This window comes from Brevundimonas sp. (assembly GCF_044239655.1).
In the GTDB taxonomy this organism is placed as follows: Bacteria; Pseudomonadota; Alphaproteobacteria; order Caulobacterales; family Caulobacteraceae; genus Brevundimonas.
In genome coordinates this window covers 1-25,781 of record NZ_JBIIAY010000038.1, presented here as the reverse complement: position 1 = coordinate 25,781, position 25,781 = coordinate 1, and the positions used below count along the sequence as shown (strand labels likewise).

Here is a 25,781-nt window from a genome sequence, read left to right as displayed (position 1 = left end):
GACAAGGAGGGCTTCCTGCGCTCCGAGACCTCCCTGATCCAGACCATCGGCCGCGCGGCCCGAAACGTCGACGGCCGCGTCATCCTCTATGCCGACCGCGTCACCGGCTCGATGGAGCGCGCCATGGCCGAGACGAACCGCCGTCGCGAACGCCAGGAGGCCTACAACCTCGAACACGGCATCACGCCCGAGAGCGTCAAGCGCGACATCAAGGAGATCCTGAACAGCCCGTACGAGAAGGACCGCGTCCTGATCCCGACGACCGGGGTGCGCGAGGACGCCAAACCCTTCATCGGCAACAATTTCCAGGCCACCCTGCGCGACATGGAGGCGAAGATGCGCGAGGCCGCCTCCAACCTCGAGTTCGAGGAAGCCGGCCGCATCCGCGACGAGATCAAGAAGCTCAAACTGCTCGACCTGGAGTTCGCCAACGAGGTCCTGACCGGGGCGGGCGAAGAGGTCGACTCATCCGCGCCGAAGCGGTGGCGCAAGGAGGCGCAGGCGGAGAAGCAGGAGGCGTTCAGGAAGGGGCGGTTGTAGGGGGACTTAGCCCGCTGGCCGCATTCAGTGGAGATCGTCCCCCTAAGCAAGAGCGGCCCGAAGCGTAGGATGCAAGTATAATCTGGCGTCGCTGTCAGCTTCGATCAACGCGGTCAGATACTGACGTTTGTAGCCGCAATCGAATATGTACTTCGGCTGGCCGTTCTGGCAGACACCAAGGCTACCATTCCACAGCATCACTTCTAAAAGTCGATTGACTGATTCGGGATCGGTCAACTTCTTCGAGGCGACGTACCTAAACTTATCGACTGTCAGCCCCTCTCCAGCGTGAATGATCTCAAACAGCAGGTCGGAACCATTGGGTATCAAATCCGCAATCTCTCGATCCAAATCCTCGATCACCTGCCAGCCGAGTTCTTTCAGCGCCGATGAATAGTCCTGCTCGACGATTCTAGACCTTCCGAAGGTTATTGCACGACGCCTCGCCGTCTCAAACAATCGGATAAGATACCTTGGACGCATAAGACTCCCATCCACCAAGAAGTCCAGGACTGGCTTACCCGAAACATATGCATCAGACACGGTGCCCCATAGATCCCGCCATCCGACCGTCGTGTTTGAAAATGCGGAAAGTACCCGCCGTTCAAACATTACCTTGAGTAAATCTCGATCAGACCATTCCAAACTTTGGACGGCAAGCTTCCCATAGTCCGCCATACCACGAACAAGAAACTCGTAAACGTCACTTCTCACAAATATAGACCAGCGAAAATCCAAGCCATTATTTCGGAACTTTCGCGTAATCTCCTGCATGGACTCGATTAGACCGACTACGATTAGGGCGTCGTCATCTGTAAAACCTCCAGGAGTCCAGAACCTGTCTAAGTTATCCACCATAAAGAAGACAAATCCTTTTATGCGGAGATAATCTAGAACGGTAGCTCTTAGATTTTTGATGTCTTCTCCATAGATTATTCTAAGAACATGAGATGACTTTAGGTCTTTAATGTCTTGACCATCATCTTTGTGGGCTTCAAAACGAGCCACAATAGATGATGTTAATCTCTTGAGACGCTCGGAAAAATCTCCGGCACCAGTATCAACGCGATCATTAAATAGCGCTTGAAGCTTTTCAAATTTTACGAGTAATGCGGGATCTCTGTACGCTTTCTGCTCATCCTTCTCGATCAGCTTGTAGGCAATTTCTAGCCAAAGAACATACTCCCAGAACGCAGATATGACTTCTTTTCTCGCTCCGTGACCAAGCTGGTCTAGTATATACTCCTTCATTTTTACCAACTGATAACCATCTGGAATCAGGTCGATTATAATGTTTGATTTGTCGGTTCGAGTTCGATCACGAACTCGAATAAATACAGCTGTCTTCCCACTACCTTTCCTGCCGACAAGTACGCTTGCCTCACCATTCAAAGCCTTCTGGAACCCTTCTGTCTCAAGAAAATATTGGGATAGTCCCGCAGCTTCATTTTCTGCTGTAGGATCTCCACAAGTTACTTGATCGAGAATGTTACCGCGATCAGATTTTGTTTCGATAAAATCATTCTGAAGGTCGGCAACTTCATCTCTAAATCGACTAATGATCTTGTCAAAATCGGAGAGTTCCTTCCATCGGGTTGCTATATCGTTCAAATCAAGTGGAAGCGCTTCGCCTTCACGTGCAATCAACAGGCAGGGAATACCTCTTCCTTTAGCTAGACCATGAACGAAGCTCGCTCGTTGATTGTTTCGTCGTGCTTCTTCACCCTGACCCGGAGACCAGCAGGAGATTACACCGTATGACGACATAACCTGCTCGTAAGCCTCTAGGGCACTGAGTCGGCTTATTTCCGAGGGGTTGAAGCCTCTGAATCTTAGTCTGGCAGTTTTCTTGACGGCACTATTCAGACGAACGGACCAATCGAGAGGCGTCGGTGGCTGCAGAACGAACAGGGGTTGGTTCTTCAGTTTTGGCACGTCCGGCCATCTGGACGATGTGTCGTTTTTCTTTAACGTACGTTCTAGCTGGCTTTCGTAACCGTATTCATCATGCCCCAAAGTATCGAGCAGTCCGATATTCTTCGTCGGGGTGAAATCCACGTGCGTCGAACGGATGAACCTGCATGGTTTTCCGAGTCCGATAGCAAGTCCCACTTCAAAGGTGACATTATCGTTTACGGTGGACACATCTCCGATGAAGCTATCCGCGCGCTCGATCCAATCCTCTACGGATTGGGCAATGGGAAATCCCGACGTGTCTCGGTCGGACCATGGCAGAAGTTTCCTGGATGGCGTTGAAGCTCCCTCGCACGCCTTGCGGATCATCGACCCATGGAAATCGTTTCCCGACGCGTAGGCAACAAAAACTTCGATCATGGGGCTAAGCCTCTCGGTTCAACTCGTAACGGTGCGCCGATTCTTACCTGAGTTGCGAGTCGGTGTAGTCAAGCATCTCTTGTCTTGCCGCATTTCCCACAACCAACTTCGCACTCTCAGATTGGTTCGCATTCGTGCAATGCTCGTTATGGAGAGTGAGGGTCATCCAAAACTAGCCCTGCTATCTGCCTCACCGAAGACGACATCCCCTGGAGCAATCTCGGCTTCTCCGAAGAGGCGGCGGTCTTCAAGGGGCCGACCCAGAACACCCGCGTCCTGAGCGAGGGCTGGGTCGCCGCCAACGCCTTCTGTCCCCGTTGCGGCGCGACGCCCCTGACCGCCTTCGCGGCCAACTCGCCGGTGGCCGACTTCCAATGCGGCGTCTGCGCCGAGGAATACGAACTCAAGGCCACCAAGGGCCGCACGGACTGACCTGGCCCCTCTCCCGGCGGGAGAGGGCTTGAGGCTCGGAGAGCGCAGCGAGCCGCCAGCCGAAAGGGTGAGGGTCGGGTTTCTCAGTCGGCGTGAGCCGTTGCACGGGCGGGGATACGGCTTGCGCAGACTTCGACGATAGCCCCTCACCCTTGCGCGCAAGAACGACCGCTCCGCGCCCGTGCGCTCAAGCCCTCTCCCGCAGGGAGAGGGAGCGGGGCTGGCCCGAGTTCACCCTGGCCGCCGTCTATGGGTTCGAGGCGCGGCTGGCGGCGACCTATCCGGGCAACAACATCCCGGATCAAGTCCGGGCCCCGGCCCAAGATCAGGCAGCAGCTGCAGGTGCTGCGGGACAAGGGGTGGCTGGCGTTCAACGGGCGGGGGACGTATCGGCGGACGTGAGGCCGACCTCCCCCTTCCCTTCTCCCCTTGCGGGGGTCGAAGGAGAGCGCATCGCGATCGACTGAGGTGGCAGCCGAAGGCTGACGGATGAGGGGTCGCACGGCCTCGACGGTGGCGACCGAGACTGCGAGTTCAAAGATCGGCGTGACCCCTCATCCGACTTCGCTTCGCTCAGCCACCTTCTCCCGCAAGGGGAGAAGGAATCCCGGCTTGTCCAGCGCCTCGAACTTGCGAACTTCGCGCCTCCAATCCCTTGCCCCGCAAGGGATTGCCCCGAAAAACACCCCCTCGAACACGCCCAGGGTCAGAAGCCCTCTATGATGCTTTCCGTCCCGTCGCGGGGAAGGGCGCAAGGCCTTGCGATCTTGTTGCGGCGGGGGTGTGTGGAGCGGGGCGGTCGAGGCCTCGTCGTCGGTCAGCCTTGGCGAGCTCCGAAGCCGGCGTCCCTCGGGAGGCTGGGCGCGGCGCCCGGGGGATCGGGGGCGATGTCGCCGGTCGTACAAAGGGTCTGGCGCAGAGAGTCGGATCGTTCAGGGGATGGCTCTGCAAGGGAGCCACCCTCCCGCCGGGGGCGCGGTAGCGGCAAGGGGCGAATACCCCCGCTGGTTCGTGGAAACACGAGCCGTACAGCTCCCGGAAAACCACGCACGCGGAGCGTTCGTCTTTCGCCGAAACGGTATTCTCTATCTTCTTCCGGGCGGGAGCCCGGACGCTCCGCCGGCCCTTCCCACTCCCGTCGCCTTGCGGCGGGAGACCGCAGAATCACGTCATCCTCGGACAACGAGGCGCAGCCGAGGCCGATCCGGGGAGGCGCGTGAGGGCGAAGAGGCGTGCGCGGTTGAGTGCTAGTGGCAGTGCTAGTGAGCCAGGCGTGAGGGGTTGGCCGCGGCCGTGCTTCGGACTGTTGCCACCGTGCTTGGGGTGACGCTCATTCCTTGCTCACTAGCACTGGCACTAGCACCCGCACTGCCGGACGCCCCTAGACCAGCGCACCCCAGGCGATCGGATGCACCCGGTCCCGCCCCAGGGCGGCCGCCAGCGGGGGGCTGGCGAACAGGGCGGCGATGGCGGGGTCGCGGACGTTGAGGCCGCCGGTGAAGGCGCCGAAGGCGGGCAGGATCACCCGCTGGCCGTCGGTGATGAAACAGGGGCGGCGGACGCGCCGCGCATGGGCGACGACGGTGGCGGCGGGGTGCAGATGGCCCGCGACCTCGCCCGGCTGATCGCCCGCTTGCGGCTCGTGGACGAGGCGGAGGGTGCCCAGTGACAGGGTCTCGATCACCGATCCGGGCAGGCGGTCGAGGTCGGCACCGAGTGCGTCGCGGTCGTGGTTGCCCTCCAGCCACAGCCAGTCGCGGCCGAAGGCCATCCGCTCCAGGCTGCGCAGGTCCGACTCGGCCATGCGGGGAATGGAGCGGCGGTCGTGGAAGCTGTCGCCCAGCAGGACGACGCGGGCGGGGTTGAGCTCGGCGATCTCGTCCTCGAGCCGGGACAGGGTGGCGGCGCTGTCATAGGGGGGCAGCATCTGGCCCCGCGCCGCATAGGCCGAGCCCTTTTCCAGGTGCAGGTCGGCGGCGATCAGGACGTCGTGGTCCAGCACGTGCAGCGCGCCGGAACAGCGCATCACGCACCGCTCGCCCGCGATGGTGACGTGCAGTCCGCCGCAGCGGCTGCGGCTCGGCGACAGGGTCATGCGCCAGGTCTCCGTGCGTTTCAGGGCCGTCATGCGGCCTGGGGTTCCGGTTCGGCATCGGCCATGACCTCGGCGATCAGGTCCTCGGCCGCGCCCTCCAGGATCATGTCCGAGGCGTCGCCCCCGACCCGCTCCCGCCCGATCTGGACGAGGACGGGCACGCTGAACGGCGAGGCGCGGGTCAGGGCGCGCAGCTCGATATGGCCCGCGATCCGGCTCAGGAGGGCCCCCAGCCGCGCCACGTCCAGCAGCCCCGACGCCGCATCGGCCCGCGCCGTCTTGAGCAGCAGGTGATCGGGCTGATGCCGACGCAGCACGTCGTAGATCAGGTCGGTCGAAAACGTCACCTGACGCCCCGTCTTCTCCGCCCCCGGCTGGCGGCGCTCGATCAGCCCCGAGATCAGGGCGCAGTTGCGGAAGGTGCGCTTCATCATGAACGACTCCTCCAGCCACGATTCGAGGTCGTCGCCCAGCATGTCGGGCTGGAACAGGGCGTCGAAATCAAGCTCGTCCATCGGCTTGATCGACCAGATGGCCAGCGAATAGTCGGTGCAGACGAAGCCGAGCGGCCCGACACCCAGCCGGTCGAGCCTGCGCGTCAGCAGCATGCACAACGTATTGTGCGCCAGCCCGCCCTCGAACGGATAGGCGACCATATAGTGGCGGCTGCCCCGGGCGAAGGTCTCGATCAGCATGGAATCCGCACGCGGGATCGCCGACCGCGCCTCCTGCAGCTCCAGCCACTCCTGCACGTCGGGCGGCAGGACGCGCCAGCGGTCGCGGTCCTGGATGATGTCGCGGACCCGGACGGCGAGCGACGTCGACATCGGGAATTTCGACCCGCCCCAGGACGGGATCTTCGGGTCCTTGTCCTGGGCGGGGGTGACCAGGGCGTCGGTGCCGTTGATGCCCTGGAAGGCCCAGGTCTGGCCGGCGAAGATGAAGGTGTCGCCGGGGGTCAGCTGTTCGAAATACCACTCCTCGGCCTCGCCGACCTTGCGCCCGCCGATCAGCTGTTTCGTCGCCCCGCCGCGGCGGGAGGCGACCCGGACGTTCAGCGTGCCGGCCGCGACGATGGCCCCGACGTTCATGCGGTGGCGCTGGGCGAGCTGGGCATTGCGGACGGTCCAGCGGCCCTCGCGGTCCCTGACGATGCGAGCGAACCGGTCGTAGGTCCGCAGCGCATAGCCGCCGGTCGCGACGAAATCGACCACCTCCTCGAACTGCTCCCAGGTCAGGGCGGCGTAGGGTCCGCAGCCGGTGATCTCCGCATACAGATCGTCCATCCGGAACGGTTCGGAACAGGCTACGCCCATCACGTGCTGGGCCAGGGTGTCGAGGGTGCCGATGTGGTGCGGCTCCCAGTCGAAGGCGTTCTCGGCGACGGCTTCCCTCGCCGCCTGGCACTCCAGCATCTCGAACCGGCTGGCGGGGACCATCAGGGCGCGACTGGGCTCGTCGAGGCGGTGGTTGGCACGGCCGATCCGCTGCACCAGACGGCTGGCCCCCTTGGGCGCGGCCAGCTGGATGACCAGATCGACGTCGCCCCAGTCGATGCCCAGATCCAGAGTCGAAGTGCAGACCACGGCCCTGAGATCGCCCCGTGCCATCGCCGCCTCGACCTTGCGCCGCTGTTCGGCGGCCAGGGATCCGTGGTGCAGGCCGATGGGCAGATTCTCGTCGTTGATCTCCCACAGCCGCTGGAACACGAACTCCGACTGCCACCGGGTGTTGACGAAGATCAGGGTCATCCCCGACCGCTTGATGGCGTCATAGACCTCGGGGATGGCGTGCTGGCCGGTATGCCCGGCCCAGGGGACGTGGCCTTCGCTGACCAGGACATCGACGACCGGGGGAGCGCCGGGGTCGCCCTTTACCAATATGACTCCTTCCCCCCTTGCGGGGGAAGGTGGCTCGCGGAGCGAGACGGATGGGGGGTGAGACCGGGTCTCGACAGCGGGGGAGTCCGGACGCGCATCATCCGTATCCTCGTACCCCCCATCCGTCAGCCTCCGGCTGCCACCTTCCCCCGCAAGGGGGGAAGGGCTCAACCAGTCTTGAATAAGCCCAGGATCATCGATCGTCGCACTCAACGCCACCCGCCGCATCGCCGGCGAGAAACTCTGCAACCGGCCCAGCGCCAGGTTCAGCAGGTCGCCGCGCTTGCCGCTCCAGATGGCGTGGACCTCGTCCAGGACGATGCATTTCAGGTCGGCGAAATAGGCCCGCGCCCCGTCCCAGGCGCAGAACAGCGCCAGCTGTTCGGGGGTGGTCAGCAGGATGTCGGGCGGGAACTCGCGCTGGCGTTGCTTCTTGGATTGCTTGGTGTCGCCGGTGCGGCTCTCGACGTGGATGTTCAGGCCGATCTCGCGGATCGGGGTCATCAGGTTGCGCTCGACGTCGGTAGTCAGGGCCTTCAGCGGCGAGACATAGAGGGTATGCACCCCCGACCCCGGCCCGAAGGTCGGACGCGGCCCCCGCTCGGCCAGTTCGATCAGACTGGGCAGGAACCCGGCCAGGGTCTTGCCGCCACCGGTCGGGGCGACCAGCAGGGCGTGATGCCCCGCCTGTCCCGCTGCGATCATCTCGGCCTGGTGGCGCCGCAAGGACCAGCCGCGCGTGGCGAACCAGTCGGCGAACAGGGGCGGAAGGTCCATTCCCGCCACGATAGAGGGGACCATCCGGCAGCGCCAGATGTTCCCCTTCTGTTTTCGCGAGACCTATTGCGGCTCGACGGTGACGCCGCGCGTTTCCAGCATGGCCTGGACGCTGTCGGGTCCGGCCAGGTGGGCCGCGCCGACCGCGATGAAGGCGGTGCCCGATCCGGCCAGCAGGCCCTGGATGTCGTCAGCGAACCCGGCGTTGCGACGCGTCAGCAGGGCATCGTAGATGGCCGGCGCGGTGGCTTTCATTTCGTCCACGCCCAGGGCCTGGATGCCCGCGACGTCACCGGCGGCCCAGGCGGCGACCAGGCCGTCCAGCTCCGTCGTCGCGGCGTCGAACGATTCCAGCGTGCTGCGCAGGAACTGCAGCTGGGCGTCTTCGGGCAGGGTGGCCAGGACGCGGACCTGTTCGTCGAGGGTTTCAAATCCGCGGACGGATTTCCCACCGGCCAGGGCCCGCGCTTTCAGGATCGTCTCGACGCCCGAGGCGGGATCGTACCCGGCCTTCATCAGGGGCGCGATGGACAGGGTCAGGCCCGCCATCCAGGGACGCAAAGGATCGAGCTGGGCCGCCGAGGCGCCCATGGTCTGGGCCGCTGCGTCGAGGTCGGCGATCTCGGCGGGCGTCAGAAGGCTGGACAGGGGCGTCTGCGGCGAAATCCCGTACTGCTGGATCAGGGGCAGGATCGCGGCCTGGTCGTCGGGGTTGGAGATCTCGAAATAGATGTCAGAGGCGGCGGCGAAGGCGGCATCGACCTTGGCCGAGCCCCAGGCCGTGGTCGGGCGCAGCACATGGACCGTGCCGAACAGATAGAGCGTCGAGTCCGCGTCCTTGATCACCCACAGGGCCGGGCCAGACCCCGTCGCGGGCAGGACGGCGGCCGGGGCGGCAGCGGTGGTCGCCGGCGCGGCCTGGGCCAGGGCCTTGGCGGGGGCGGCGACCAGGGCGGCGGCGAGCGCGAGGCCCAGGATCGACCCTCCGGCGAAACGGCCCAGATCGGCGACGGAGGTCTTGAGGCGAGCAAGCGTGGTCATGGCTGAAATCCTTGTGGTCAGCGTGAAGGATGGAAACGGTAAAGAGAAGGGGTGGCCGGGCGACCGTTCAGGTCATGCCGCGCCGGACGGTCGCGATGATCGAAGCGGCCAGATAGACGCCCATGAGGATGCCGGTCATGCCCCAGGCGGTCAGGCCATCGATCAGGCCCAGCCGTTCGGCGGCCGCATAGACGAACAGCGCCGTCTGCAGAGCCCAGAAGGCCATGGCGCTGGTCTCGGCCATCACGCGGCGCAGCATCTCATCCGCAGCGCGCCACAGCATGAGGTTGGCGACGGTCTGGACCGCCAGCAGGCCCAGGATGATCACGAAGACCAGGTTGGGATCGAGCAGCGTGGCGCCGAAGACCGGCAGGGCGAACATCACCCCGGCCAGCAGCAGGACGAGGACTTGAAGCAGGCCGCAGCCCCTGGGCACGTCCCGGGGTCGGGTCGCCATCACGCCGGCGCTGACCACGGCCATGGCGGTCAGGCTGACAGCCATCAACATGGCCACCTCGTCTTCCCAACTGCCGATGAGGTCGCGGCCAAGCCCGGCGAGAGCGTAGCCGCTCAGCCCGCCCATCCCGGCCAGGGCGGCGATGCCGAGTATCTTTTGCCAGACGGGCCGGCGGGCGGTGTTTTCGGTGTGCATCAGTCGTACCTCCCTATTCCGAGAAAATGGCTTCGATGGGCTGGCCGAAGACCCGCGCGATCTTGAAGGCCAGGGGCAGTGAAGGGTCGTAGCGGCCTGTCTCCAGGGCGTTGACGGTCTGGCGCGACACGCCGAGCTGTTCGGCCAGCGTGGCCTGGCTCCAGTCGCGTTCGGCGCGAAGGACCTTGAGGCGGTTGTTCATGACATCACCGCCGCGCCAGCCACCACCACGCCCAGACGATGGTGTAGCCGGCCAGCATCAGCAACAGCATCAGCATGGCTCCGGCGGCCATATAGGCGGCGGGATCGGTTCGGCCGGATACGGCAAAACGCAGCGCCTCGGCCTGGTCCAGACCCGACAGGATGACGCCGACACCGCCGACCGCCATTCCGGCCGTACCGCCCCAGTACCAGGCCGTCTTGTGCGCCTCGCGCGCCGCCTCGTCGATCGAACGCATCCAGGCCACACCGACCCACAGCGATCCGATCATGATCAGGACGGCGAAAATGGTCATGATCCAGACCACGGCATCGTCCGACGTCATCACGCCGTGAGCGGACATGTATCCGAAGGCGACCCCGGTCACGAACAGCAGAACCAGCAGGCCGAGCAGCCCCAGCAGGCTCTTGCCGATCACACCCCAAAGCCCCTTGGCCATGACAAACTCCCCTGTCGTTTGGACAAGGGTGTTTTACATCACACCGCATAGCTGTCAAGCAGCCTTGTCAGACGAGTTTGCGGATTTCGTCCGACGCGACGAGCTCGGGCCGGGTCAGGACGCGGGGGGACTGGTCGATCGCGGTCAGTTCGGGCAGGGCGCGACCCTCGTGGTTGACCTGGAGATCCTCGAACCGACGCGCCTGGACCATGACCTGGCTCTCCAGCGACCCCACCAGCTTGTTGTAGTGTCCGACCGCCCCCTCCAGCGACCGGCCCACGGCAGCGGCGTGTCCGCCCATGGCGGCCAGACGCTTGTAGAGCTCCTGGCCCAGACGGGCCACCTCGTCGGCGTTTCGAGACTGTTCCTCGGCGCGCCAGCCATAGGCGACGGCCTTGCACAGGGCGAACAGGGTGGTGGGGGTGACGATGACGACACGCGAATCCATCGCCTGGGTCATCAGGTCGGGCTCATGGTCCAGGGCGGCCGAAAGGAAGGCGTCACCCGGCACGAACATCACCACGAAGTCGGGACTGGGCTTGAACTGGTCCTGATAGGCCTTGGACGAGAGCTGGCGCACGTGAGTCTTCATGCTTGTGGCGGTGCGCAGGGAGGCGGCTCGCGCCTGGGCGTCCTCGTCGCCGTCGGTCGCGTCGGCGAAGGCCAGCGACACCTTCGCGTCGATCACGAACATGCCGCCACCGGGGAGTTTGACGATGAAGTCGGGCCGCGAATGACGGCCTTCGTCATTGAGCTCCGACGTCTGTTCGGTGAAGTCGAAACGTCCGGCCATGCCCGCCGCCTCCAGCACATTGCGACAGGTCTGTTCGCCCCAGCGTCCGCGTCGCCCGGTATTGCCGCGCAGGGCCTCGGTCAGTTTGCGGGCCTCGTCGCGGGTCGCCGACGACGCCGTCATCAGCAGGTTGAGTTGTTCCTTGAGCCCGCCCGTCTCCTCGACGCGAACCCTTTCCAGAGCCGAGACGTGTTCCTGGAATGCTTTCAGCGTGTCGGCGACGGGCTTGAGCTGGGCCTCCATCCGCTGCTGCGCGACACGATCCTGGGCCTGGAAGGACTCGGTGGCGCGGGTCACCATCTGGTCGGCGATGGCCTGTGCCGACTGGGCCGCCTGGGCCCTGAGCAGATCGCCCATGGTGACGCGGCTTTCCTCGATCAGCTGGATGCGGTGCTGGGCCGCATCCAGCCCCGACTTCGCCTTCTGCCACCCCATAAAGGCCCACAGAAACGCCGCGCCGAAAGCGACGGCGAGGGCGGCGAGGATGGGGACCAGGGTGTTCATGCTCCGTTCCTAGACGGAATCGGCCGTCCGGGAAAGGCGTGTGGGTTCAGCTACCGCCGTACCGAGGTTCGGGATACCAGTCCGAGTCCACGACCTGGGTCCAGTCATAGCCGGACCGGCTTGCCAGCACCGTGGCCCGTTCCAGTAGTCCCCGAGTCTCCAGAGACTTGACCGCATAGGCGAACGCGTCGTCGAGTTCGGGCCGCACCCGGTTCTCGATGGTCGCGGTCAGGCGTTTGGACAACTGGTGACGAAAGCCGGCGATCTCGCCTCGCCAGTGGGGGATGGTTTCCACGGGCCCGATGAACTCGATCTTCAGCAGATGTTCGAGGATGTTCTCGATCTGGCTTTCGCAGGCGCGGTATTCCGACTTGCCCAAGTCCTCGATCTCCTCGGCGAGATTGTCGTAGTCGAGCGCGTTCTCGCCGCCCCGTCGGGCGCGCAACGCGGACGCCTGAACCTCGGTCCAGGCGAGGTAGTCGCGCTCGTAGAGATCGCTTCCTGAGACGGGCGGCTTTTGCAGATCGTCGGCCATGGCCCGACTATATCACGCCGGACGCCGGGCTCGAAGCGCCTGGACGATGGTGCCGTCGTCGAGCCAGTCGAGGTCGCCACCGACGGGAACCCCACGCGCTAGGGACGTCACCTCCACCCCGGAACCCGCCAGCCGTTCGGCCAGATAGTGGGCCGTGGTCTGGCCGTCGACGGTGGCAGGCAGGGCCAGGACCACTTCGCGCACGGCACCGTCGGTGCCGATACCGCTCCGTGCCCGGCCGACCAGTTCGGCGACCCGCAGGTCATCGGGACCGACGCCGTCCAGCGCGGAAAGTAGCCCGCCCATGACATGATACTTCCCCCGGAACGCACCGGATCGTTCCATGGCCCACAGGGCGCCGGCCTCCTCGACCACGCAGATCAGGCCGTTGTCGCGGCTCGGGTCCGAACAGATGGAGCAGGGGTTGCGGGTGTCGGGCGCGCCACAGACCGAACAGGACGACACCTTCTCCGCCGTCTCGGCCATCGCGGCCGCCAGCGGCACCAGCAGTTGCTCGCGCTTCTTGAGCAGTTGCAGGGCCGCACGCCGGGCCGAGCGTGGACCCAGCCCCGGCAGCTTGGCCAGAAGCGAAATCAGCCGCTCGATCTCGGGTCCGGCGGAGGCGGCCAAGACGTCAGAACAGTTTCGGCATGCCGGGGATGTTCATCCCGGCCAGCGGCCCGGCGGCGTCGCGCATCAGGCCGTTGTTGATCTCATCCAGCTTGCGCTTGGCGTCGGCATGGGCGGCGACGATCAGGTCGGCCAGGATCTCGCCCTCGCCGGGGACCAGCAGGCTGTCGTCGATGGTCACGCCGGTGATCTCGCCGGGGCCCTTCAGCGCCACGGTCACCAGCCCGCCGCCCGAGGTGCCGGACGCGGAGGATTCGGCCATCTTCGCCTGGGCGTCCTGCAGCTTCTGCTGCATCGCCTGGGCCTGTTGCATGAGGGAGTTGAGGTCTTTCATGGCCTCTAGATAGGCCGAAGCGGTGCGCTGCAACAGGGGGCGGCGACACCGCGCTTGATCGCCGGACCGGAAACGCTGCATTGCCGGGACTGGTCTTGCATCGCAGCGCCACAGAGCTATTTAGCAACCGAACTTGTTTCCATTCAATCGGACACTCCCATGGCCTATGACCCCTCCACCCGCGACGTCGCGCTCGACGACACCGCCCTGGCCCAGTTGTTCACCGAGGCCCGCACCCGCAACGATTTTTCCGATCGGCCGGTGCCCGAGTCCCTGCTGCGCAAACTCTACGACCTGACCAAATTCGGCCCGACGGCCGTGAACTCGACCCCTGCGCGGTTCATCTTCCTGACGACGCCGGAGGCCAGGGCGCGGCTGTCGCCCTTCATGAGCGGCAGCAACCAGGCCAAGACGCTGAAGGCCCCGGTCAACGTCATCATCGCCACCGACAACGCCTTTCACGAACACCTCGACTACCTGTTCCCGCACGCGCCCGGCGCGAAAAACTGGTTCGCCGACGAGGCCGCACGCAAGGAAGGTGCCTTCCGCAACGCCTCGCTCCAGGGCGGCTATTTCATGATCGCGGCCCGAGCCCTGGGCCTCGACGTCGGCCCGATGTCGGGATTCGACGCGGCAGGCGTGAAGGCCGAGTTCTTTCCCGAGCCGAACATCGAGCCCAACTTCATCCTCAACCTGGGCTACGGCACCGACGTGAACCTGTTCCCCCGTTCGCCGCGACTGGCGTTCGAGGACGCAGCGAAGACCCTCTGAACCGGCTTCAGTCCTCGTCCCCGTCGTCGTCCGGGATCGCCGGCATTTCGACGGCGGGGGCCAGGGTCTTGATGTCGGTGATCTTCGCGCCCGGAAATGCGGCCATGACGGCGGTGACGAAGGGGTCGGCCTCGACCGCGGCGCGTTCCTCGGCCCGGCCGCGTTTCTCCTGTTCGATCAGGGTCTCGCCGCCGCCCTGGCCGTTGGCGGCGATCAGCCAGGTGCGGCCGGTCCACTCCTTGAGCCGTCCGGCCAGCCGCTGGGCCAGGCCGACGGGCGCGCCGGGACCGCTCTCATAGACGATGGCCCCGGGCTTGAACGACACCGGCTTCACATAACGTTCGACGTCGAGTTTCAGCGCGATCTCGCGCTTCTCGCCGATCAGGGCGACCGTGGCCTCGAAGGTCTGGGGGTCCGGCAGGCTGGGTCGGGCCGCCGCGCGCGGGGCCATCTGGGCCGAGGCACCGCCCCCGCCGCCACCTGAACCACCACGGGGCCCGGCACCGCCCGGAACCTCCCCGTTCTGCAGGGCCTTCAGCGCCTCTTCCGGTCCCGGAAGGTCGGCGGCGTAGGCCAGGCGGACGATGGCCATCTCGACCGCATCGGCCGGGCTCGGCGCACGCCGCACCTCGTCCAGGGCCTTGAGCAGCATCTGCCAGGTCCGCGACAGGGTCCCCGCCGAGATCGCCGCTCCCAGCGCCGCCAGGGTCCGGGCCTGATCCGCAGGCAGCCGCGTCGCATCGGGCCCCAGCATCTTGGCCACGGAGGCGGCGTGGCAATGCTCCAGCAGGTCGTTGGTGACCTGCACCGGATCGGCGCCATAGCCATAAAGCGTCCGGAAACTCTCCAGCGCCTCGGGCGTGCGGCCGGCCATGATCTGTTCGAACAGGGCGATGGTCTGGGACCGGTCGGCCAGGCCCAGCATGTCGCGCACGACCTCGGTCTTGACCGTCTCGCCGCGCTCGCCCTGGACCAGGGCCTGATCCAGCAGGGACAGGCCGTCGCGCACCGACCCCTCGGCGGCCCGCGCGATCAGGGCCAGGGCGTCGTCCTCGACCTTCATGCCCTCCTTGCCGGCGATCCGCGACAGGTGTTCGACCAGAATCTCGGGCTCGACGCGGCGCAGGTCGAACCGCTGGCAGCGGCTCAGGATCGTCACCGGCACCTTGCGAATCTCGGTGGTGGCGAAGATGAATTTGGCATGGGGCGGCGGCTCTTCCAGCGTCTTCAGCAGGGCGTTGAAGGCGTTGTTGGACAGCATGTGCACTTCGTCGAGCACATAGACCTTGTAGCGGGCCTCGACCGGAGCATAGCGGACACTCTCGATAATGTCCCGAATGCCCTCGATGCCGGTATGGCTGGCGGCGTCCATCTCCATGACGTCCATATGCTGGCCCGCCATGATCGCCGCGTCGTGGCGACCGAAGGCGGTCAGCTCCAGCGAGGGCCGGTCGATGACGTCGGTCTCGTTGTTCAGCGCCCGGGCCAACAGCCGCGCGGTGGTCGTCTTGCCGACCCCCCGCACCCCGGTCAGCATGAAGGCGTGGGCGATCCGGCCGGTGGCGAAGGCGTTGGTGAGCGTCCTCACCATCGCTTCCTGCCCGATCAGGTCCTCGAAGGTGCGCGGCCGGTATTTGCGCGCCAGGACGGTATAGGCCTCGCCGTCCCCTTCGACGGGGGCAGGTTCGGAGACCGGGACCGGCCGGGGCGCTTCCCTGGGGCCGGTCTCGGCCACAGCGACCGGCGCGGCCGCAGGCGCACCGAACATGTCGTCGGTGTTGTCGTCCCGCTCGGGCGCATCGTCTTCCGCCCAGGGCGGATCGCCGGAATCAAGGTCGATGTCGGTCATGACCCGAACCTACCGCGAACCCGCCCGACGATGCGACTCCGAACGCGCTCAAGCCGCGAGACGCCGCAGGTTGAGCGGTAGCGCCCAGATCAGGCCGTAAGATCGCGTGGCAGTTGCCCGCCGTTATCGACGATCTTCTGGATCACCTGCTTGTGCAGCCAGATGTTCATGCTGGCCGAGTCCGACGTGTCCCCGGTGTAGCCCAGCTCCTCGGCCAGCTCCTTGCGCTCTGACAGCGAGCTTTCCAGCCCCAGCAGCTTCATCAGATCGACGATCGAGGTGCGCCAGTTCAGCTTCTCGTCGCGGACGCTGTTCTTGAAGTCGAGGATTCCGGCGACGTCGACGGGCTCTGCCGTCACCGCTGCGGTCGGGGCGACCGAGGGCATCGGGGCCGCGCCCGGCATCGGCGTGGGCGTGGGCCGGGGCGCGGGAGACGCCGTGGGGTGGTCGTCCTTCTTGCGCCCAAAGATGCCGCCGAGGATGTTACCGAGAATGCTCATGACGTCCGCTCCTGCCGTTGAGCGACAGGAGCGATCCGCAAGCCAAGCGGTTCCCGAGCCTCGTCAGGCCTCAGGAAAATCCGCCCCTTCGGTGACATCGGCCCAGGCGTCGAAATCGGCCCTCAACGCCTCGATCTTGGCCCGCCCGCCTTGCAGCGCCATCTTGCCGAGCAGCAGGCGGAGCGGCGGGGTCTCCGACTCGACGGCGTCGATGATCGCCTTGGCGGCGCGTTTGGGGTCGCCGGGCTGGGCTCCGGACCAGCCCCGGATCTGGGCCCGGCGCGCGCCGGCGGTGGCGCTATAGTCCTCGATCGGATCGACGATCTCGTTGGCGGAACGTCCGGCCCAGTCGGTGCGGAACGCCGACGGCGCGACGATCAGGACGCGAATGCCCAGCGGATTGACCTCGGTCGCCAGGGCCTCGGACCAGCCGTCGACGGCGAATTTCGTCGCATTGTAATACCCCACGCCCGCCGAGGCCCTGATCCCGCCGACCGACGAGATGTTGACGATCGTCCCGGCTCGCCGCGCGCGCATCGACGGCAGGACCTTTTCGGTCATCCGGGCCAGGCCCCAGAAATTGATCTCGAACATCCACCGAACCTCGGCCTCGACGCTCTCCTCGATCGCGCCGAAATAGCCGATGCCGGCGTTGTTCACGAGCACGTCGATGCGGCCGAACCGCGCCAGCGCCTGGGCGACGGCAGCCTCGGCCTGGGCGTCGTCGGTGACGTCGAGCCGGACCGCCAGGACGCGCTCGCCACCGCTCTGGGACAGATCGGCGATGTCTTCGGGTTTGCGCGCGGTGGCCACGACCCGGTAACCGGCGTCAATCAAGGCGAGCGCCAGGTCGCGACCGAACCCGGTCGAACAGCCGGTGATGAACCAGACGGGGGTGTCGTGGTCGACCATGCGCGAGCTCCGTTTGCGGCAAGCCGCTCAGGTGGGGAAGGGCAACGGATCTGGCAACCGGCCGTCGTCCGTATCGCGGCACCGCGCGAAGCCAGACCTCACCCCACCCGAGGCGATTTCAGCCGGCGCTTGTTGGAATGGCTTTCCGGGGCCGTGCCGAGATCCTCGGGCAGTTCGCCCTTGAAGTAGAAGCGCTGCCAGGCCTCCTTGGCCGCATCGGGGTCGCCCGACGCCAGCCGCTTGTTGAAGTCGGTCCTCTGGCGGTTCCAGGCCTCGAACTGGCCCTTCATCACGGGGTTGCTATCCAGCGATCGGATCACCGGCTGGAACTGCTCGACCTGTTTGTGCTGGACAAGGTTGATGAAGCAGAAGGGCTCGCCCTTTTCGAACTTGATCCGGCCGGGGCGGGTGAAGATCCAGTTCATCGTGAACGGGAACGGCAGCCAGTCGGTCTCGATCAGCCCGACCAGGGCCTGGATACCGTCCTTCACGTGATTGGGCGACCCCGAACAGGTCATGCCCCAGCCCGGCGGCGTCCGGAACAAATACTGGGGGTGCATGGTCAGGACCCCGCGCGAGAAATGCGAGGTCACGAAATGGTCGGCCTGGGGGTTGGGCCGGTCGGGTGTGATGGTGATGTCGTTCTGGCTGGGCCCGCCGTTCCACTCGGCCGAGAAGCCGAACGGGCACAGGATTTCCCACCCCGTCGTATTGGCCATGTTCAGCGGCAAACACCGATAGGGGTGCCGCGAGATGAAGGCGTCCATCCAGTTGCGCGACTGCCGTCCCGGGATCAGATCCGGCGGCGTCCCGGTCATCGGATAGCATTCCAGTTCCACGGGCGGGCTCCAAGCGGTATCGATGCGGTTCAACCCTTAGCCCGGCACACCATGACGGCTCAACCTGCCTGTGATCGCGACGGCCTGCTGGCCTGGATGGCCGACAACGCCATCGCCCAGACGACGCACGACCATCCGGCCGTGTTCCGCGTCGAGGAGGGGCTCGATCTCAAGGCCGGAATGCCCGGTGCCCACACCAAGAACCTGTTCCTCAAGGACAAGAAGTCCAGGCTGTGGCTGATCTCCGCGGCCCAGGACACGGTGATCGACCTGAACCGCGTGCCCGCCCTGATCGGCGCGCCGCCGGGCACGGGGCGCTTCTCCTTCGCCAGTCCGGAGTTGATGTGGGCGACGCTGGGCGTCCGCCCGGGCTCGGTGACGGCCTTGGGCCTGATCAACGATGTCGAGCATCAGGTCCGGTTCGTCCTCGACCGCCGCCTGTGGGAGGCCGACATCGTCAACTTCCACCCCCTGACCAATACGGCCACGACCGCGCTGGACCAGGCGGCGTTCCGGCGGTTCCTGGCCCTGCTGGACCGCGAGCCGATCGTGGCGGATTTCGATCGAACTCCCGGCGCTTGACGCAGATACGGCCCGGCCGTACATTGTGGCTGTGCTGATCGTTGTCGCCCAGACCGCCGCCTTCACCGCCCAGGCCAGGGCCGAAGGCATGACGGAAGCGGAGATCACGACGGCCATCAACATCATTGCCGCCAACCCGACCGGCGGCGTGTCCCTGGGCGGTGGCCTCTACAAGGTCCGCGTCCCTCGTGAAGGCAGCGGCAAGTCGGGCGGCTATCGGGTGGTGACACTCTATGTGAGCGACAATGCCCCCGTGGTCCTGCTGGCGGTCTTGTCGAAATCCAATGCGGCCAACTTCACTCCGCGCGCGCTGGCGGCGATGAAGGATGTGGCCAAGACCCTTAAAAGCGGAATGCGACCATGAGCAAGACGAGACGACCCGCCATCGACATCGGCGACGAAGACCACGATCGCATCATGGCCGGACTGGCCGAGGCCAAGGCCATTCTGGACGGCGTCGCGCCCGCCGACAGTTATGTCCTGCATCGGGTCGCCGTCCCTGACCACGTAGACGTCAAGGCGATCCGGTCTCGAACCGGCCTGTCGCAGGTGGCGTTCGCGGCCCGCTACGGTTTCTCGCCCGGTGCGGTGCGGGACTGGGAGCAGAACCGCAAGCCTCCGGAAAAGGCCAACCGACTGCTCCTCACCATCATCGAGCGACGACCTGACGTGATCGACGACCTGCTGACCGCCTGATCAGCCCTCCACCTTCGCCGACACCTTCCTGATCCAGCTGTAGAGGCCGAACACCAGCACCGCGAAGACGGCGATGCCCGACAGCATGGCCGGCCAGGCCGAGCCCTCGGGAAGCATGGCGAACGGCGCGTCGTTGCCGGTGAACACGATCACCCCGGCGGTCATGACCAGGAACAGGCTCTCGCCCACGATCAGGCCGGATGCCAGCAGCACCCCCATCCGGCGGCCGACGTCGGCGAACCGGGTGGTCTTGATCGCCCGGTCATAGACCCAGCCGCAGACCGCGCCGATCACCAGCATCGTGGTGACGGCGGCCGGCAGGTAGAAGCCGATGCCAACGGCCAGGGGCGGCAACTTGACCTTGCCCTTGGTGACGGCGTTCAGGACGATGTCCAGGACGATGATCACGACCCCGATCACCGCGCCGATGCCGATCAGGTCCCAGCGCAGGCCGCCCTCGATCACCCCCTTGGCCAAGGCCGAGATCAGGGTCGCCTGAGGCGCGGCCAGGGGCGCATCGGCGATCCCGACCGGTCCACCCTCGAAACCGAAGGCCTTGTTGAGCAGGTTCAGGATCAAGGGGATGACGATGGCGCCGGCCCCCACGCCGACGATCAGGGCCGTCTGCTGACGCCAGGGCGTGGCCTCGACCAGCTGGCCGGTCTTGAGGTCCTGAAGGTTGTCGTTGGCGATGACGGCGACGGCGAACACCACCGCCGTGACGATCAGGGCGAAGGCCACGACCGAGGGATCGGCGGGCAGGCCGGCGATGGCCAGCACCCCCAGCATCAGCACCGAGGCGATGACGATGGCCAGGATGCCGACGCCCGATACCGGGCTGTTCGACGACCCGATCAGCCCAGCCATGTATCCGCAGATGGCCGCCACGGCGAAACCGATGATGACCACATAAATCAGGCCGCCGGCGACCAGCAGGGCCGTCGATCCGGCCAGGGTGGCGTTGCCTTGCGCGAACCAGGCCAGCAGGCCGCCGATGCCGATCAGACAGGCGACCGACAGACCGGCGACGATGTTGATCGGGATATCCTGTTCCGTCCGGGCCAGGACCTCGCCCGAGTTGCGGCGGCGGTTGGCGGCCAGGGCCGAGGTCAGCCCGCCGATCAGCGGCCCTGCCAGCTTGATCAGGGTCCAGATGGCAGCGACGCCGATGACGCCCGCGCCCATGAACCGGACCTCGCGCCGCCAGACGGTGGAGGCCAGTTCCTCGGCGGCCACGCCCGGCTCGAGCGTGGTGGCGATGGAGGGAATGCCGTTGGCCGTCAGCCAGGCGATGGTGTCCGGGTTGGTCAGGATCGGCACCGCGATCCCCCAGGCCAGCAACAGGCCGAACGCCTGGGCCAGACCGACCGTCAGGCCGATCAGGTGGCCCGCGCCCAGCAGCGCGAACTGCATCCCGAATCCGAGACCGGTCGCCCCACCGCCGAACGCCGCCGGAAGCTTGAGGAACCGCGCCGCCTCGCCCGCGAACACCCGGCCCGCGACCAGCAGGGCGTATCCGGCCGAGATGACGGCGCCGGTGATCACGACCCACAGCCCGGCCTTGTTCTCGCGCACGGCAGCGTCGGTCTGCTCGGCCCCGCGCGAGCCGACGGTCAGGACCTCGGCGGCCGCGACGCCTTCCGGGTAGGGCAGGCCGGCATCGACCACGAGCGCACGGCGCAGCGGGATCGAGAAGGTCACGCCGAGCACGCCGCCGAACACGCAGATCAGGACCGATTCCCAGAACGGAAACTCAAGCCACCAGCCGACCATGACCAGGCCCGGCAGCACGAAGATGATCGAGCTCATGGCCCCGCCGACCGACGCGACGGTCTGGACCGTCATGTTCTCCCAGATGGTCGAGGTCTTGAACATCCGCAGGATGGCCATGGAGATGACCGCCGCCGGGATCGCCGAGGCGAACGTCAGCCCGACCTTCAGACCAAGATAGGTGTTGGCGGCCGTAAAGATCACCGCCAGCAGACACCCCAGGACCAGGGCCCGGATCGTCAGTTCGACGCGTTTGACGGTCGATGCGGGGGCAGGTGTGTCGGTCATGTCGTGGGTCCCTCTCGAACGGCGGAGGTAAGCCGGAATTCCGTTCCGGCGCAACGGCCGCAATCAGGTCAGGCGACCACGACCACGGGTCTGCGACGTTTCAAGACCGGCAGGGGCCGCCGACCGGGCACGGGTGCCGCGGCCATGATCCGGTAGAGCCCGGCCAGCACCAGGGCCGTGATCGCCCAGGACAGCAGAACGTCCGACAGATAGTGCCCCCCGAAGGCGACCCGGTTCAGCGACAGCGCGACGGCATAGACAGCCGCGACCGCGACCGCCGGGGTTCGCCAGCGCGCAGGCACCAGCAACAGGACCGCGCACACCATCCAGGTCGCCGAGGATGCCTCGCCCGAGACGAACGAACAGTTGTCGCGGCACGCATCGCTGACCTGCCAGACGCCGCTGAAGCTCGCCTCGCCGCCGAACAGGTCGGTCTGGACGGGCCGGGCCCGCCCCCAGCCGTTCTTCAGCACCGTATTGACCACCAGACCCGGTCCCGTCACCAGCCCTACCAGCAGGAAGGCGCAGCGCCGTCCGAGGCCCACCCCGACCGGGCCGACACCGCCACGCCCAACGGACCAGCGACGGCACGCCAGGGCACCCACTGTCACGATCAGCAGCCCGGCGAGAACCCAGCTGGACGATTTGCGCAGCGTCCTCAGGATCGGATTCTGAGACAGGGGAAATCCGTCGCCCGCCTGGTGGAAGGCCTCGCTGACGGCCAGGTCCACCCCGGGAAACACTAGGAAATAGATCGACAGGATCACGACCGCCGCCAGGGCCACGGGGACCGGATCGCCGGGCCGCACACCGGCGGCGATCGATACCTGAAGCCGTGCGAGCGAGCGCCGCGCCCGGTTCGAATGGTCAAGCTTGAGGCGGCTTCTCCCCGAAGGCGGCCCCGTCTAGGGTACGGACATGCCTGAACTTCCCGAGGTCGAAACCGTCCGGCGTGGCCTGGAGCCCGTTCTGGTGCGAGCGCGGCTGACCCGCGTGCGCCAGAACCGGCCCGATCTGCGGTTTCCGTTTCCGGAGCGGTTCGTCGAACGGCTGGACGGCGCGACCGTCGAACGGATCGACCGCCGCGCCAAATATCTGCTGGCTGCCCTGTCGACCGGCGAGACCTGGGTGACACACCTGGGCATGACGGGCCGCTTCACCCTGGACGGAACCCAGGTCGGGGAGTTCGAGGAACCGGCCCCCATCGCCGGCAAGCACGAACATATGAGCTTCTGCGCCGTGCGTGGCGATGCGACGACCCGGGTGGGTTTCGCCGACGCCCGCCGGTTCGGCTTCATGGGGTTGATCCCGACCGAGGCGGTCGAGGATCACCCGTGGTTCAGGGCGCTCGGCCCCGAACCGCTCGGCAACGGCTTTTCCGGCGCGCATCTGGCCCAGGTGTTCGACGGGAAGACCCAGAACATCAAGGTGTCCCTGCTGGACCAACGCAATGTGGCGGGTCTGGGCAACATCTATGTCTGCGAGGCCCTGTACCGGGCGCGCATCTCGCCTCTGATCGCGGCGGGCAAGGTGTCGAAACCCCGGCTGGAGACCCTGGCCCGGGTCGTGCGCGATGTGCTGAACGACGCCATCGCAGCCGGCGGCTCGACCCTGCGCGACTTCGCCAATGCCGACGGGGGCCAGGGCTATTTCCAGCACCGGTTCGACGTCTATGGCCGCGAGGGCCAGCCGTGTACGGCCGAAACCTGCACGGGCGTGATCAAACGCATCGTGCAGGCCGGTCGATCAACCTTCTATTGCCCGAGTTGCCAGAAGCGCTGAGGTCGCGCCTCTGGCAAAGGGATCGTCTTATTTTCCGAACAGCTTGGCCCAGCGGCGCTTGTCGCGGTTCTTCCAGGCACCGCGGTGATAGGCGTCGGAGCCGATCAGCGGCACGACCGTCGTGGCCTCGGCGAAGACCATCTGTTCGTGGGTCGTCTGGACCTTGCCCCACGAGGCGGCTTCCTTGAGCGTCGAGGAAGAGCAAGCCCCGTCGCGGACGTCAGCGACCGTGATCTGGACCGCATAGCGGTGCATCTCGGCCTCGATACCCAGGATCTCGGCGCAGACGACCGTGTCCTGGGCGAAGTTCTTGGGCACGCCGCCGCCGACCATGAACAGGCCGGTGACGCCCGCTGCGATCTTGATGTCGGTCAGTTCACGGAAGTCCGCGACCGCGTCGATCATCAGATAGGGCTGGCCCGCCGCGATCCGCTCCTTCTGGTGCTTGACCAGGCCGAAGCCGGCCGATGAGTCGACGAAGGCCGGGCAGAAGATCGGCACGCCTTCTTCATAGGCGGTCTGGATCAGCGACCCTTCCTTCTTGGCATTCCCTTCAGAGAGCCACTTGCCCATCTCCCAGATGAACTCGCGGCTGGAATAGGCGCGCGGCTCCAGCGCGTTGCAGATCTCCAGGATGGTGTGATCGCAGTTCTGGAGCTCTTCCTCGTCGATATAGGTGTCGTAGATCCGGTCGATGTAGTTGTCGCGCAGGACGTTGTCGTCCACCTCGCCTGCTGCCTGATAGTGTTTGAAACCCAGGGCCTCGAAGAAATCCATGTCGACGATGGAGGCGCCGGTGGCCACGATCGCGTCGATCATGCCGAACTTCACCATGTCTCGGTACACGTGCATGCAGCCGCCGGCCGAGGTCGAACCGGCCAGGATCAGCCACGGCGAACAGTCGGCGTCCTCGATGGCCATGGAGAAGATGTCGGCGGCCCGGGCCGTGTCGCGCGAGCTGAAGCTCATCTTGCGCATCGAATCGATGATCGGGCGGGCGTCGAAGGACGTGATGTCGATGTGCTCGACGACGTTCTGGAGCAGCTGAGCCTTGGTGTTGGACTGAACGGGAGCGTTCATTGCAAGGGTTTCCCTTTGGTTTGAGCGCCCGTCGTCAAGGAAAGCAGCGGCCCGGACGGAGCGACGGGCCGCTGCTGATTAGAATGCAAAGGTGACGGTTTCGCGCCAGACCCTAACGGCGGGCCTTCTTGCGCTGACCGGCCTTGCCCTTCGGACGCGACAGACGGACGACCTTGCGGGCTGCTTCCTCCGCCGTGGTGCGTACGGTGGGGATGGAGCGCGGGGCCAGACCGTACAGCGAGGCCATCGGGGCGTCCTCGACGACGGCGAGATCGTGCTCGCCATAGCCGTTGAAGCCCGTGGACATCGCCACGCCGTAAGCGCCCAGCATGCCGATCTCGATGAAGTCGCCTTCACGGATGTCGGCCGGCAGCCAGAACGGACCCGGCATGTGGTCGATCGAATCGCAGGTCGGTCCATAGAACTGGAACGGCTTGAGATCGGCCGAGGCATCACCGTCCCGGACCAGCTTGGTCGGGAAGGGCCAGCGCGAGTGGGTCGCGTCGAACAGCGAGCCGTACGACCCGTCGTTCAGATACAGGGCGTCGCCCTTGCGCAGATCGACACGGGCCAGGATCGACGAGGATTCGGCGACCAGGGCCCGGCCGGGCTCGCACCACAGCTCGGTCGTTTCCGACACGGGCATGTCGTTGAAGCCGCGATGGATGGCGTCGGCATATTCGCTCATGTCCGGCGGGACCATGCCCGGATAGACCGAGGGGAAACCGCCGCCGATGTCGACGATGTCCACGATCACGCCCGCGCGGCTGATGGCGCGACCGACCTGGGCCATGGCGGCCTGATAGGCGGTCGGGCGCATGCATTGCGATCCGACGTGGAAGCAGACGCCCATCAGACCGTCCACGACCGCGCGGCGCGTGGCCAGCAGCAGGGACGGGGCCTGATCGGTGGAGACGCCGAACTTGCCCGACAGCGAATAGGCCGCGCCGTCGGCGGAGACCGCCATGCGCACGAGCAGGTTCAGGTCCGTCGCGCCGCCGGTGGCGTCGAGGATCTTCTGCAGCTCGTCTTCGCAGTCGAGCGAGAAGGTGCGGACGCCGTGATCGAAATAGGCCCTGGTGATCGCCGCCCGGCTCTTGACCGGGTGCATGAAGGCCAGGCGCGCGTCGGCGCTGACCGAGCGAACCAGCTCGATTTCGGCAAGCGATGCGACGTCGAATCCGGTCACGCCAGCGTCAACGAGAGCCTGGATGACCCACGCGGACGGATTGGCCTTCACAGCATAGAAGACGTCAGCCTTGAGATTGTCCTGGAACCAGCGCGCCGCTACGGAAACCGAACGCGGCCGCACGAGTGCGACTGGACGTTCAGGGGACCGCTCGCGGACCAGGTCCAGGGGAAAATGATACGTGCGCAATTCACGTAAACCCCTGTAATTGTTAAACCTAGCCGGCGTTAGCAGCGCAACGTATAGACCTACGGGGTCCGCCGGAAGGCGCGATTTAGGGTCACGGGACTGTCATGTAAAGCGGTTTTTTCGTGGCC

The 25,781-nt window shown here is 65.7% G+C and carries 27 protein-coding genes; 8 read left to right on the top strand and 19 right to left on the bottom strand.

Annotation, left to right across the window (positions count from 1 at the left end):
• Positions 1–540 (top strand): UvrB/UvrC motif-containing protein (locus tag ACILQR_RS07155; protein WP_395650770.1); only part of this gene is annotated, 540 nt, incomplete at its 5' end.
• Positions 541–582: 42 nt separating this feature from the next.
• Here the strand turns inward: ACILQR_RS07155 and ACILQR_RS07150 are convergent.
• Positions 583–2,874: a P-loop ATPase, Sll1717 family gene (locus ACILQR_RS07150; protein ID WP_395650769.1), complete on the bottom strand. Its 2,292-nt coding sequence runs from the start codon at positions 2,872–2,874 to the stop codon at positions 583–585.
• Between the two features lie 183 nt (positions 2,875–3,057).
• Here ACILQR_RS07150 and ACILQR_RS07145 point away from each other — a divergent pair, with 183 nt between their 5' ends.
• Positions 3,058–3,306: a DpnI domain-containing protein gene (locus ACILQR_RS07145; protein ID WP_395650771.1), complete on the top strand. Its 249-nt coding sequence runs from the start codon at positions 3,058–3,060 to the stop codon at positions 3,304–3,306.
• A gap of 249 nt (positions 3,307–3,555) precedes the next feature.
• On the top strand, positions 3,556–3,708 hold the full coding sequence (locus tag ACILQR_RS07140) for a hypothetical protein (protein WP_395650768.1): 153 nt from the start codon (positions 3,556–3,558) through the stop codon (positions 3,706–3,708).
• A gap of 979 nt (positions 3,709–4,687) precedes the next feature.
• Here ACILQR_RS07140 and pdeM read toward each other — a convergent pair.
• From pdeM to ACILQR_RS07090, 10 genes are all read right to left on the bottom strand, one after another.
• Positions 4,688–5,434 (bottom strand): ligase-associated DNA damage response endonuclease PdeM, encoded by a 747-nt coding sequence (gene pdeM, locus ACILQR_RS07135; RefSeq protein WP_395650767.1) that lies wholly within the window; start codon positions 5,432–5,434, stop codon positions 4,688–4,690.
• Positions 5,431–8,082 carry a ligase-associated DNA damage response DEXH box helicase gene (locus tag ACILQR_RS07130; protein ID WP_395650766.1) on the bottom strand — a complete coding sequence of 884 codons (2,652 nt, stop codon included), beginning with the start codon at positions 8,080–8,082 and terminating at the stop codon, positions 5,431–5,433. The genes pdeM and ACILQR_RS07130 overlap by 4 nt, the downstream gene beginning before the upstream one ends.
• 39 nt (positions 8,083–8,121) lie before the next feature.
• Positions 8,122–9,099, bottom strand: coding sequence for a TraB/GumN family protein (locus ACILQR_RS07125; RefSeq protein ID WP_395650765.1), 978 nt, complete (start codon positions 9,097–9,099; stop codon positions 8,122–8,124).
• 67 nt (positions 9,100–9,166) lie between these two features.
• Complete coding sequence (locus tag ACILQR_RS07120; RefSeq protein ID WP_395650764.1) at positions 9,167–9,751, bottom strand: hypothetical protein; 585 nt, start codon at positions 9,749–9,751, stop codon at positions 9,167–9,169.
• 13 nt (positions 9,752–9,764) lie between these two features.
• On the bottom strand, positions 9,765–9,953 hold the full coding sequence (locus ACILQR_RS07115) for a helix-turn-helix transcriptional regulator (RefSeq protein WP_395650763.1): 189 nt from the start codon (positions 9,951–9,953) through the stop codon (positions 9,765–9,767).
• A 4-nt stretch (positions 9,954–9,957) separates the two neighbouring features.
• Positions 9,958–10,410 carry a hypothetical protein gene (locus ACILQR_RS07110; protein ID WP_395650762.1) on the bottom strand — a complete coding sequence of 151 codons (453 nt, stop codon included), beginning with the start codon at positions 10,408–10,410 and terminating at the stop codon, positions 9,958–9,960.
• A gap of 67 nt (positions 10,411–10,477) precedes the next feature.
• Positions 10,478–11,707: a DNA recombination protein RmuC gene (locus ACILQR_RS07105; protein WP_395650761.1), complete on the bottom strand. Its 1,230-nt coding sequence runs from the start codon at positions 11,705–11,707 to the stop codon at positions 10,478–10,480.
• A gap of 46 nt (positions 11,708–11,753) precedes the next feature.
• Positions 11,754–12,242 carry a DUF29 domain-containing protein gene (locus ACILQR_RS07100; RefSeq protein WP_395650760.1) on the bottom strand — a complete coding sequence of 163 codons (489 nt, stop codon included), beginning with the start codon at positions 12,240–12,242 and terminating at the stop codon, positions 11,754–11,756.
• A 12-nt stretch (positions 12,243–12,254) separates the two neighbouring features.
• Positions 12,255–12,872 (bottom strand): recombination mediator RecR, encoded by a 618-nt coding sequence (recR, locus tag ACILQR_RS07095; RefSeq protein WP_395650759.1) that lies wholly within the window; start codon positions 12,870–12,872, stop codon positions 12,255–12,257.
• A 4-nt stretch (positions 12,873–12,876) separates the two neighbouring features.
• A complete protein-coding gene (locus tag ACILQR_RS07090; protein ID WP_292155249.1) occupies positions 12,877–13,206 on the bottom strand; it encodes a YbaB/EbfC family nucleoid-associated protein in 330 nt (109 codons plus the stop codon).
• 159 nt (positions 13,207–13,365) lie between these two features.
• On the opposite strand from ACILQR_RS07090, the gene ACILQR_RS07085 reads away from it, so the two are divergent.
• Entirely contained in the window at positions 13,366–13,977 is a 612-nt protein-coding gene (locus ACILQR_RS07085; RefSeq protein ID WP_395650758.1) for a malonic semialdehyde reductase, read from the top strand.
• Positions 13,978–13,984: 7 nt separating this feature from the next.
• On the opposite strand, the gene ACILQR_RS07080 is transcribed toward ACILQR_RS07085, so the two are convergent.
• The 4 genes from ACILQR_RS07080 to ACILQR_RS07065 form a co-directional block, all read right to left on the bottom strand.
• Positions 13,985–15,826, bottom strand: coding sequence for a DNA polymerase III subunit gamma/tau (locus ACILQR_RS07080; protein WP_395650757.1), 1,842 nt, complete (start codon positions 15,824–15,826; stop codon positions 13,985–13,987).
• A gap of 89 nt (positions 15,827–15,915) precedes the next feature.
• On the bottom strand, positions 15,916–16,326 hold the full coding sequence (locus tag ACILQR_RS07075; RefSeq protein ID WP_395650756.1) for a DUF3597 domain-containing protein: 411 nt from the start codon (positions 16,324–16,326) through the stop codon (positions 15,916–15,918).
• A gap of 63 nt (positions 16,327–16,389) precedes the next feature.
• Entirely contained in the window at positions 16,390–17,238 is an 849-nt protein-coding gene (locus ACILQR_RS07070) for an oxidoreductase (RefSeq protein WP_395650755.1), read from the bottom strand.
• A gap of 98 nt (positions 17,239–17,336) precedes the next feature.
• The gene (locus tag ACILQR_RS07065; RefSeq protein ID WP_395650754.1) at positions 17,337–18,077 is read right to left on the bottom strand and encodes a DUF6065 family protein; all 741 of its coding nucleotides are present in this window, start codon (positions 18,075–18,077) and stop codon (positions 17,337–17,339) included.
• Positions 18,078–18,128: 51 nt separating this feature from the next.
• On the opposite strand from ACILQR_RS07065, the gene ACILQR_RS07060 reads away from it, so the two are divergent.
• From ACILQR_RS07060 to ACILQR_RS07050, 3 genes are read left to right on the top strand one after another with little or no spacing between them, the layout of a single operon-like run.
• Entirely contained in the window at positions 18,129–18,659 is a 531-nt protein-coding gene (locus ACILQR_RS07060; protein WP_395650753.1) for a prolyl-tRNA synthetase associated domain-containing protein, read from the top strand.
• Positions 18,660–18,684: 25 nt separating this feature from the next.
• A complete protein-coding gene (locus tag ACILQR_RS07055) occupies positions 18,685–19,023 on the top strand; it encodes a type II toxin-antitoxin system RelE/ParE family toxin (RefSeq protein ID WP_395650752.1) in 339 nt (112 codons plus the stop codon).
• A complete protein-coding gene (locus ACILQR_RS07050; protein WP_395650751.1) occupies positions 19,020–19,355 on the top strand; it encodes a helix-turn-helix domain-containing protein in 336 nt (111 codons plus the stop codon). The genes ACILQR_RS07055 and ACILQR_RS07050 overlap by 4 nt, the downstream gene beginning before the upstream one ends.
• Here the strand turns inward: ACILQR_RS07050 and ACILQR_RS07045 are convergent, their stop codons facing one another.
• Positions 19,356–21,413 carry an OPT family oligopeptide transporter gene (locus tag ACILQR_RS07045; protein WP_395650750.1) on the bottom strand — a complete coding sequence of 686 codons (2,058 nt, stop codon included), beginning with the start codon at positions 21,411–21,413 and terminating at the stop codon, positions 19,356–19,358. It lies immediately after the preceding gene.
• Positions 21,414–21,481: 68 nt separating this feature from the next.
• Positions 21,482–22,198 carry a phosphatase PAP2 family protein gene (locus ACILQR_RS07040; RefSeq protein WP_395650749.1) on the bottom strand — a complete coding sequence of 239 codons (717 nt, stop codon included), beginning with the start codon at positions 22,196–22,198 and terminating at the stop codon, positions 21,482–21,484.
• Between the two features lie 133 nt (positions 22,199–22,331).
• Here ACILQR_RS07040 and mutM point away from each other — a divergent pair, with 133 nt between their 5' ends.
• Complete coding sequence (gene mutM, locus ACILQR_RS07035) at positions 22,332–23,195, top strand: bifunctional DNA-formamidopyrimidine glycosylase/DNA-(apurinic or apyrimidinic site) lyase (protein WP_395650748.1); 864 nt, start codon at positions 22,332–22,334, stop codon at positions 23,193–23,195.
• Positions 23,196–23,222: 27 nt separating this feature from the next.
• Here mutM and ACILQR_RS07030 read toward each other — a convergent pair whose 3' ends face one another.
• Together ACILQR_RS07030 and ACILQR_RS07025 are read right to left on the bottom strand one after the other, a co-directional pair.
• Positions 23,223–24,275, bottom strand: a complete 1,053-nt coding sequence (locus tag ACILQR_RS07030) for a deoxyhypusine synthase (RefSeq protein WP_271145491.1) — start codon at positions 24,273–24,275, stop codon at positions 23,223–23,225.
• A 112-nt stretch (positions 24,276–24,387) separates the two neighbouring features.
• Positions 24,388–25,653, bottom strand: coding sequence for a type III PLP-dependent enzyme (locus ACILQR_RS07025; RefSeq protein ID WP_395650747.1), 1,266 nt, complete (start codon positions 25,651–25,653; stop codon positions 24,388–24,390).
• Positions 25,654–25,781 lie beyond the last annotated feature (128 nt).

Excerpts from the sequence above, each read along its gene's own strand:
- ACILQR_RS07150 (WP_395650769.1), bottom strand. The coding sequence starts at position 2,874 with ATGATCGAAGTTTTTGTTGCCTACGCGTCGGGAAACGATTTCCATGGG.
- ACILQR_RS07140 (WP_395650768.1), top strand. The coding sequence starts at position 3,556 with ATGGGTTCGAGGCGCGGCTGGCGGCGACCTATCCGGGCAACAACATCC.
- pdeM (WP_395650767.1), bottom strand. The coding sequence starts at position 5,434 with ATGACGGCCCTGAAACGCACGGAGACCTGGCGCATGACCCTGTCGCCG.
- ACILQR_RS07130 (WP_395650766.1), bottom strand. The coding sequence starts at position 8,082 with ATGGTCCCCTCTATCGTGGCGGGAATGGACCTTCCGCCCCTGTTCGCC.
- ACILQR_RS07125 (WP_395650765.1), bottom strand. The coding sequence starts at position 9,099 with ATGACCACGCTTGCTCGCCTCAAGACCTCCGTCGCCGATCTGGGCCGT.
- ACILQR_RS07120 (WP_395650764.1), bottom strand. The coding sequence starts at position 9,751 with ATGCACACCGAAAACACCGCCCGCCGGCCCGTCTGGCAAAAGATACTC.
- ACILQR_RS07115 (WP_395650763.1), bottom strand. The coding sequence starts at position 9,953 with ATGAACAACCGCCTCAAGGTCCTTCGCGCCGAACGCGACTGGAGCCAG.
- ACILQR_RS07110 (WP_395650762.1), bottom strand. The coding sequence starts at position 10,410 with ATGGCCAAGGGGCTTTGGGGTGTGATCGGCAAGAGCCTGCTGGGGCTG.
- ACILQR_RS07105 (WP_395650761.1), bottom strand. The coding sequence starts at position 11,707 with ATGAACACCCTGGTCCCCATCCTCGCCGCCCTCGCCGTCGCTTTCGGC.
- ACILQR_RS07100 (WP_395650760.1), bottom strand. The coding sequence starts at position 12,242 with ATGGCCGACGATCTGCAAAAGCCGCCCGTCTCAGGAAGCGATCTCTAC.
- ACILQR_RS07090 (WP_292155249.1), bottom strand. The coding sequence starts at position 13,206 with ATGAAAGACCTCAACTCCCTCATGCAACAGGCCCAGGCGATGCAGCAG.
- ACILQR_RS07085 (WP_395650758.1), top strand. The coding sequence starts at position 13,366 with ATGGCCTATGACCCCTCCACCCGCGACGTCGCGCTCGACGACACCGCC.
- ACILQR_RS07080 (WP_395650757.1), bottom strand. The coding sequence starts at position 15,826 with ATGACCGACATCGACCTTGATTCCGGCGATCCGCCCTGGGCGGAAGAC.
- ACILQR_RS07075 (WP_395650756.1), bottom strand. The coding sequence starts at position 16,326 with ATGAGCATTCTCGGTAACATCCTCGGCGGCATCTTTGGGCGCAAGAAG.
- ACILQR_RS07070 (WP_395650755.1), bottom strand. The coding sequence starts at position 17,238 with ATGGTCGACCACGACACCCCCGTCTGGTTCATCACCGGCTGTTCGACC.
- ACILQR_RS07060 (WP_395650753.1), top strand. The coding sequence starts at position 18,129 with ATGACGGCTCAACCTGCCTGTGATCGCGACGGCCTGCTGGCCTGGATG.
- ACILQR_RS07050 (WP_395650751.1), top strand. The coding sequence starts at position 19,020 with ATGAGCAAGACGAGACGACCCGCCATCGACATCGGCGACGAAGACCAC.
- ACILQR_RS07045 (WP_395650750.1), bottom strand. The coding sequence starts at position 21,413 with ATGACCGACACACCTGCCCCCGCATCGACCGTCAAACGCGTCGAACTG.
- mutM (WP_395650748.1), top strand. The coding sequence starts at position 22,332 with ATGCCTGAACTTCCCGAGGTCGAAACCGTCCGGCGTGGCCTGGAGCCC.
- ACILQR_RS07030 (WP_271145491.1), bottom strand. The coding sequence starts at position 24,275 with ATGAACGCTCCCGTTCAGTCCAACACCAAGGCTCAGCTGCTCCAGAAC.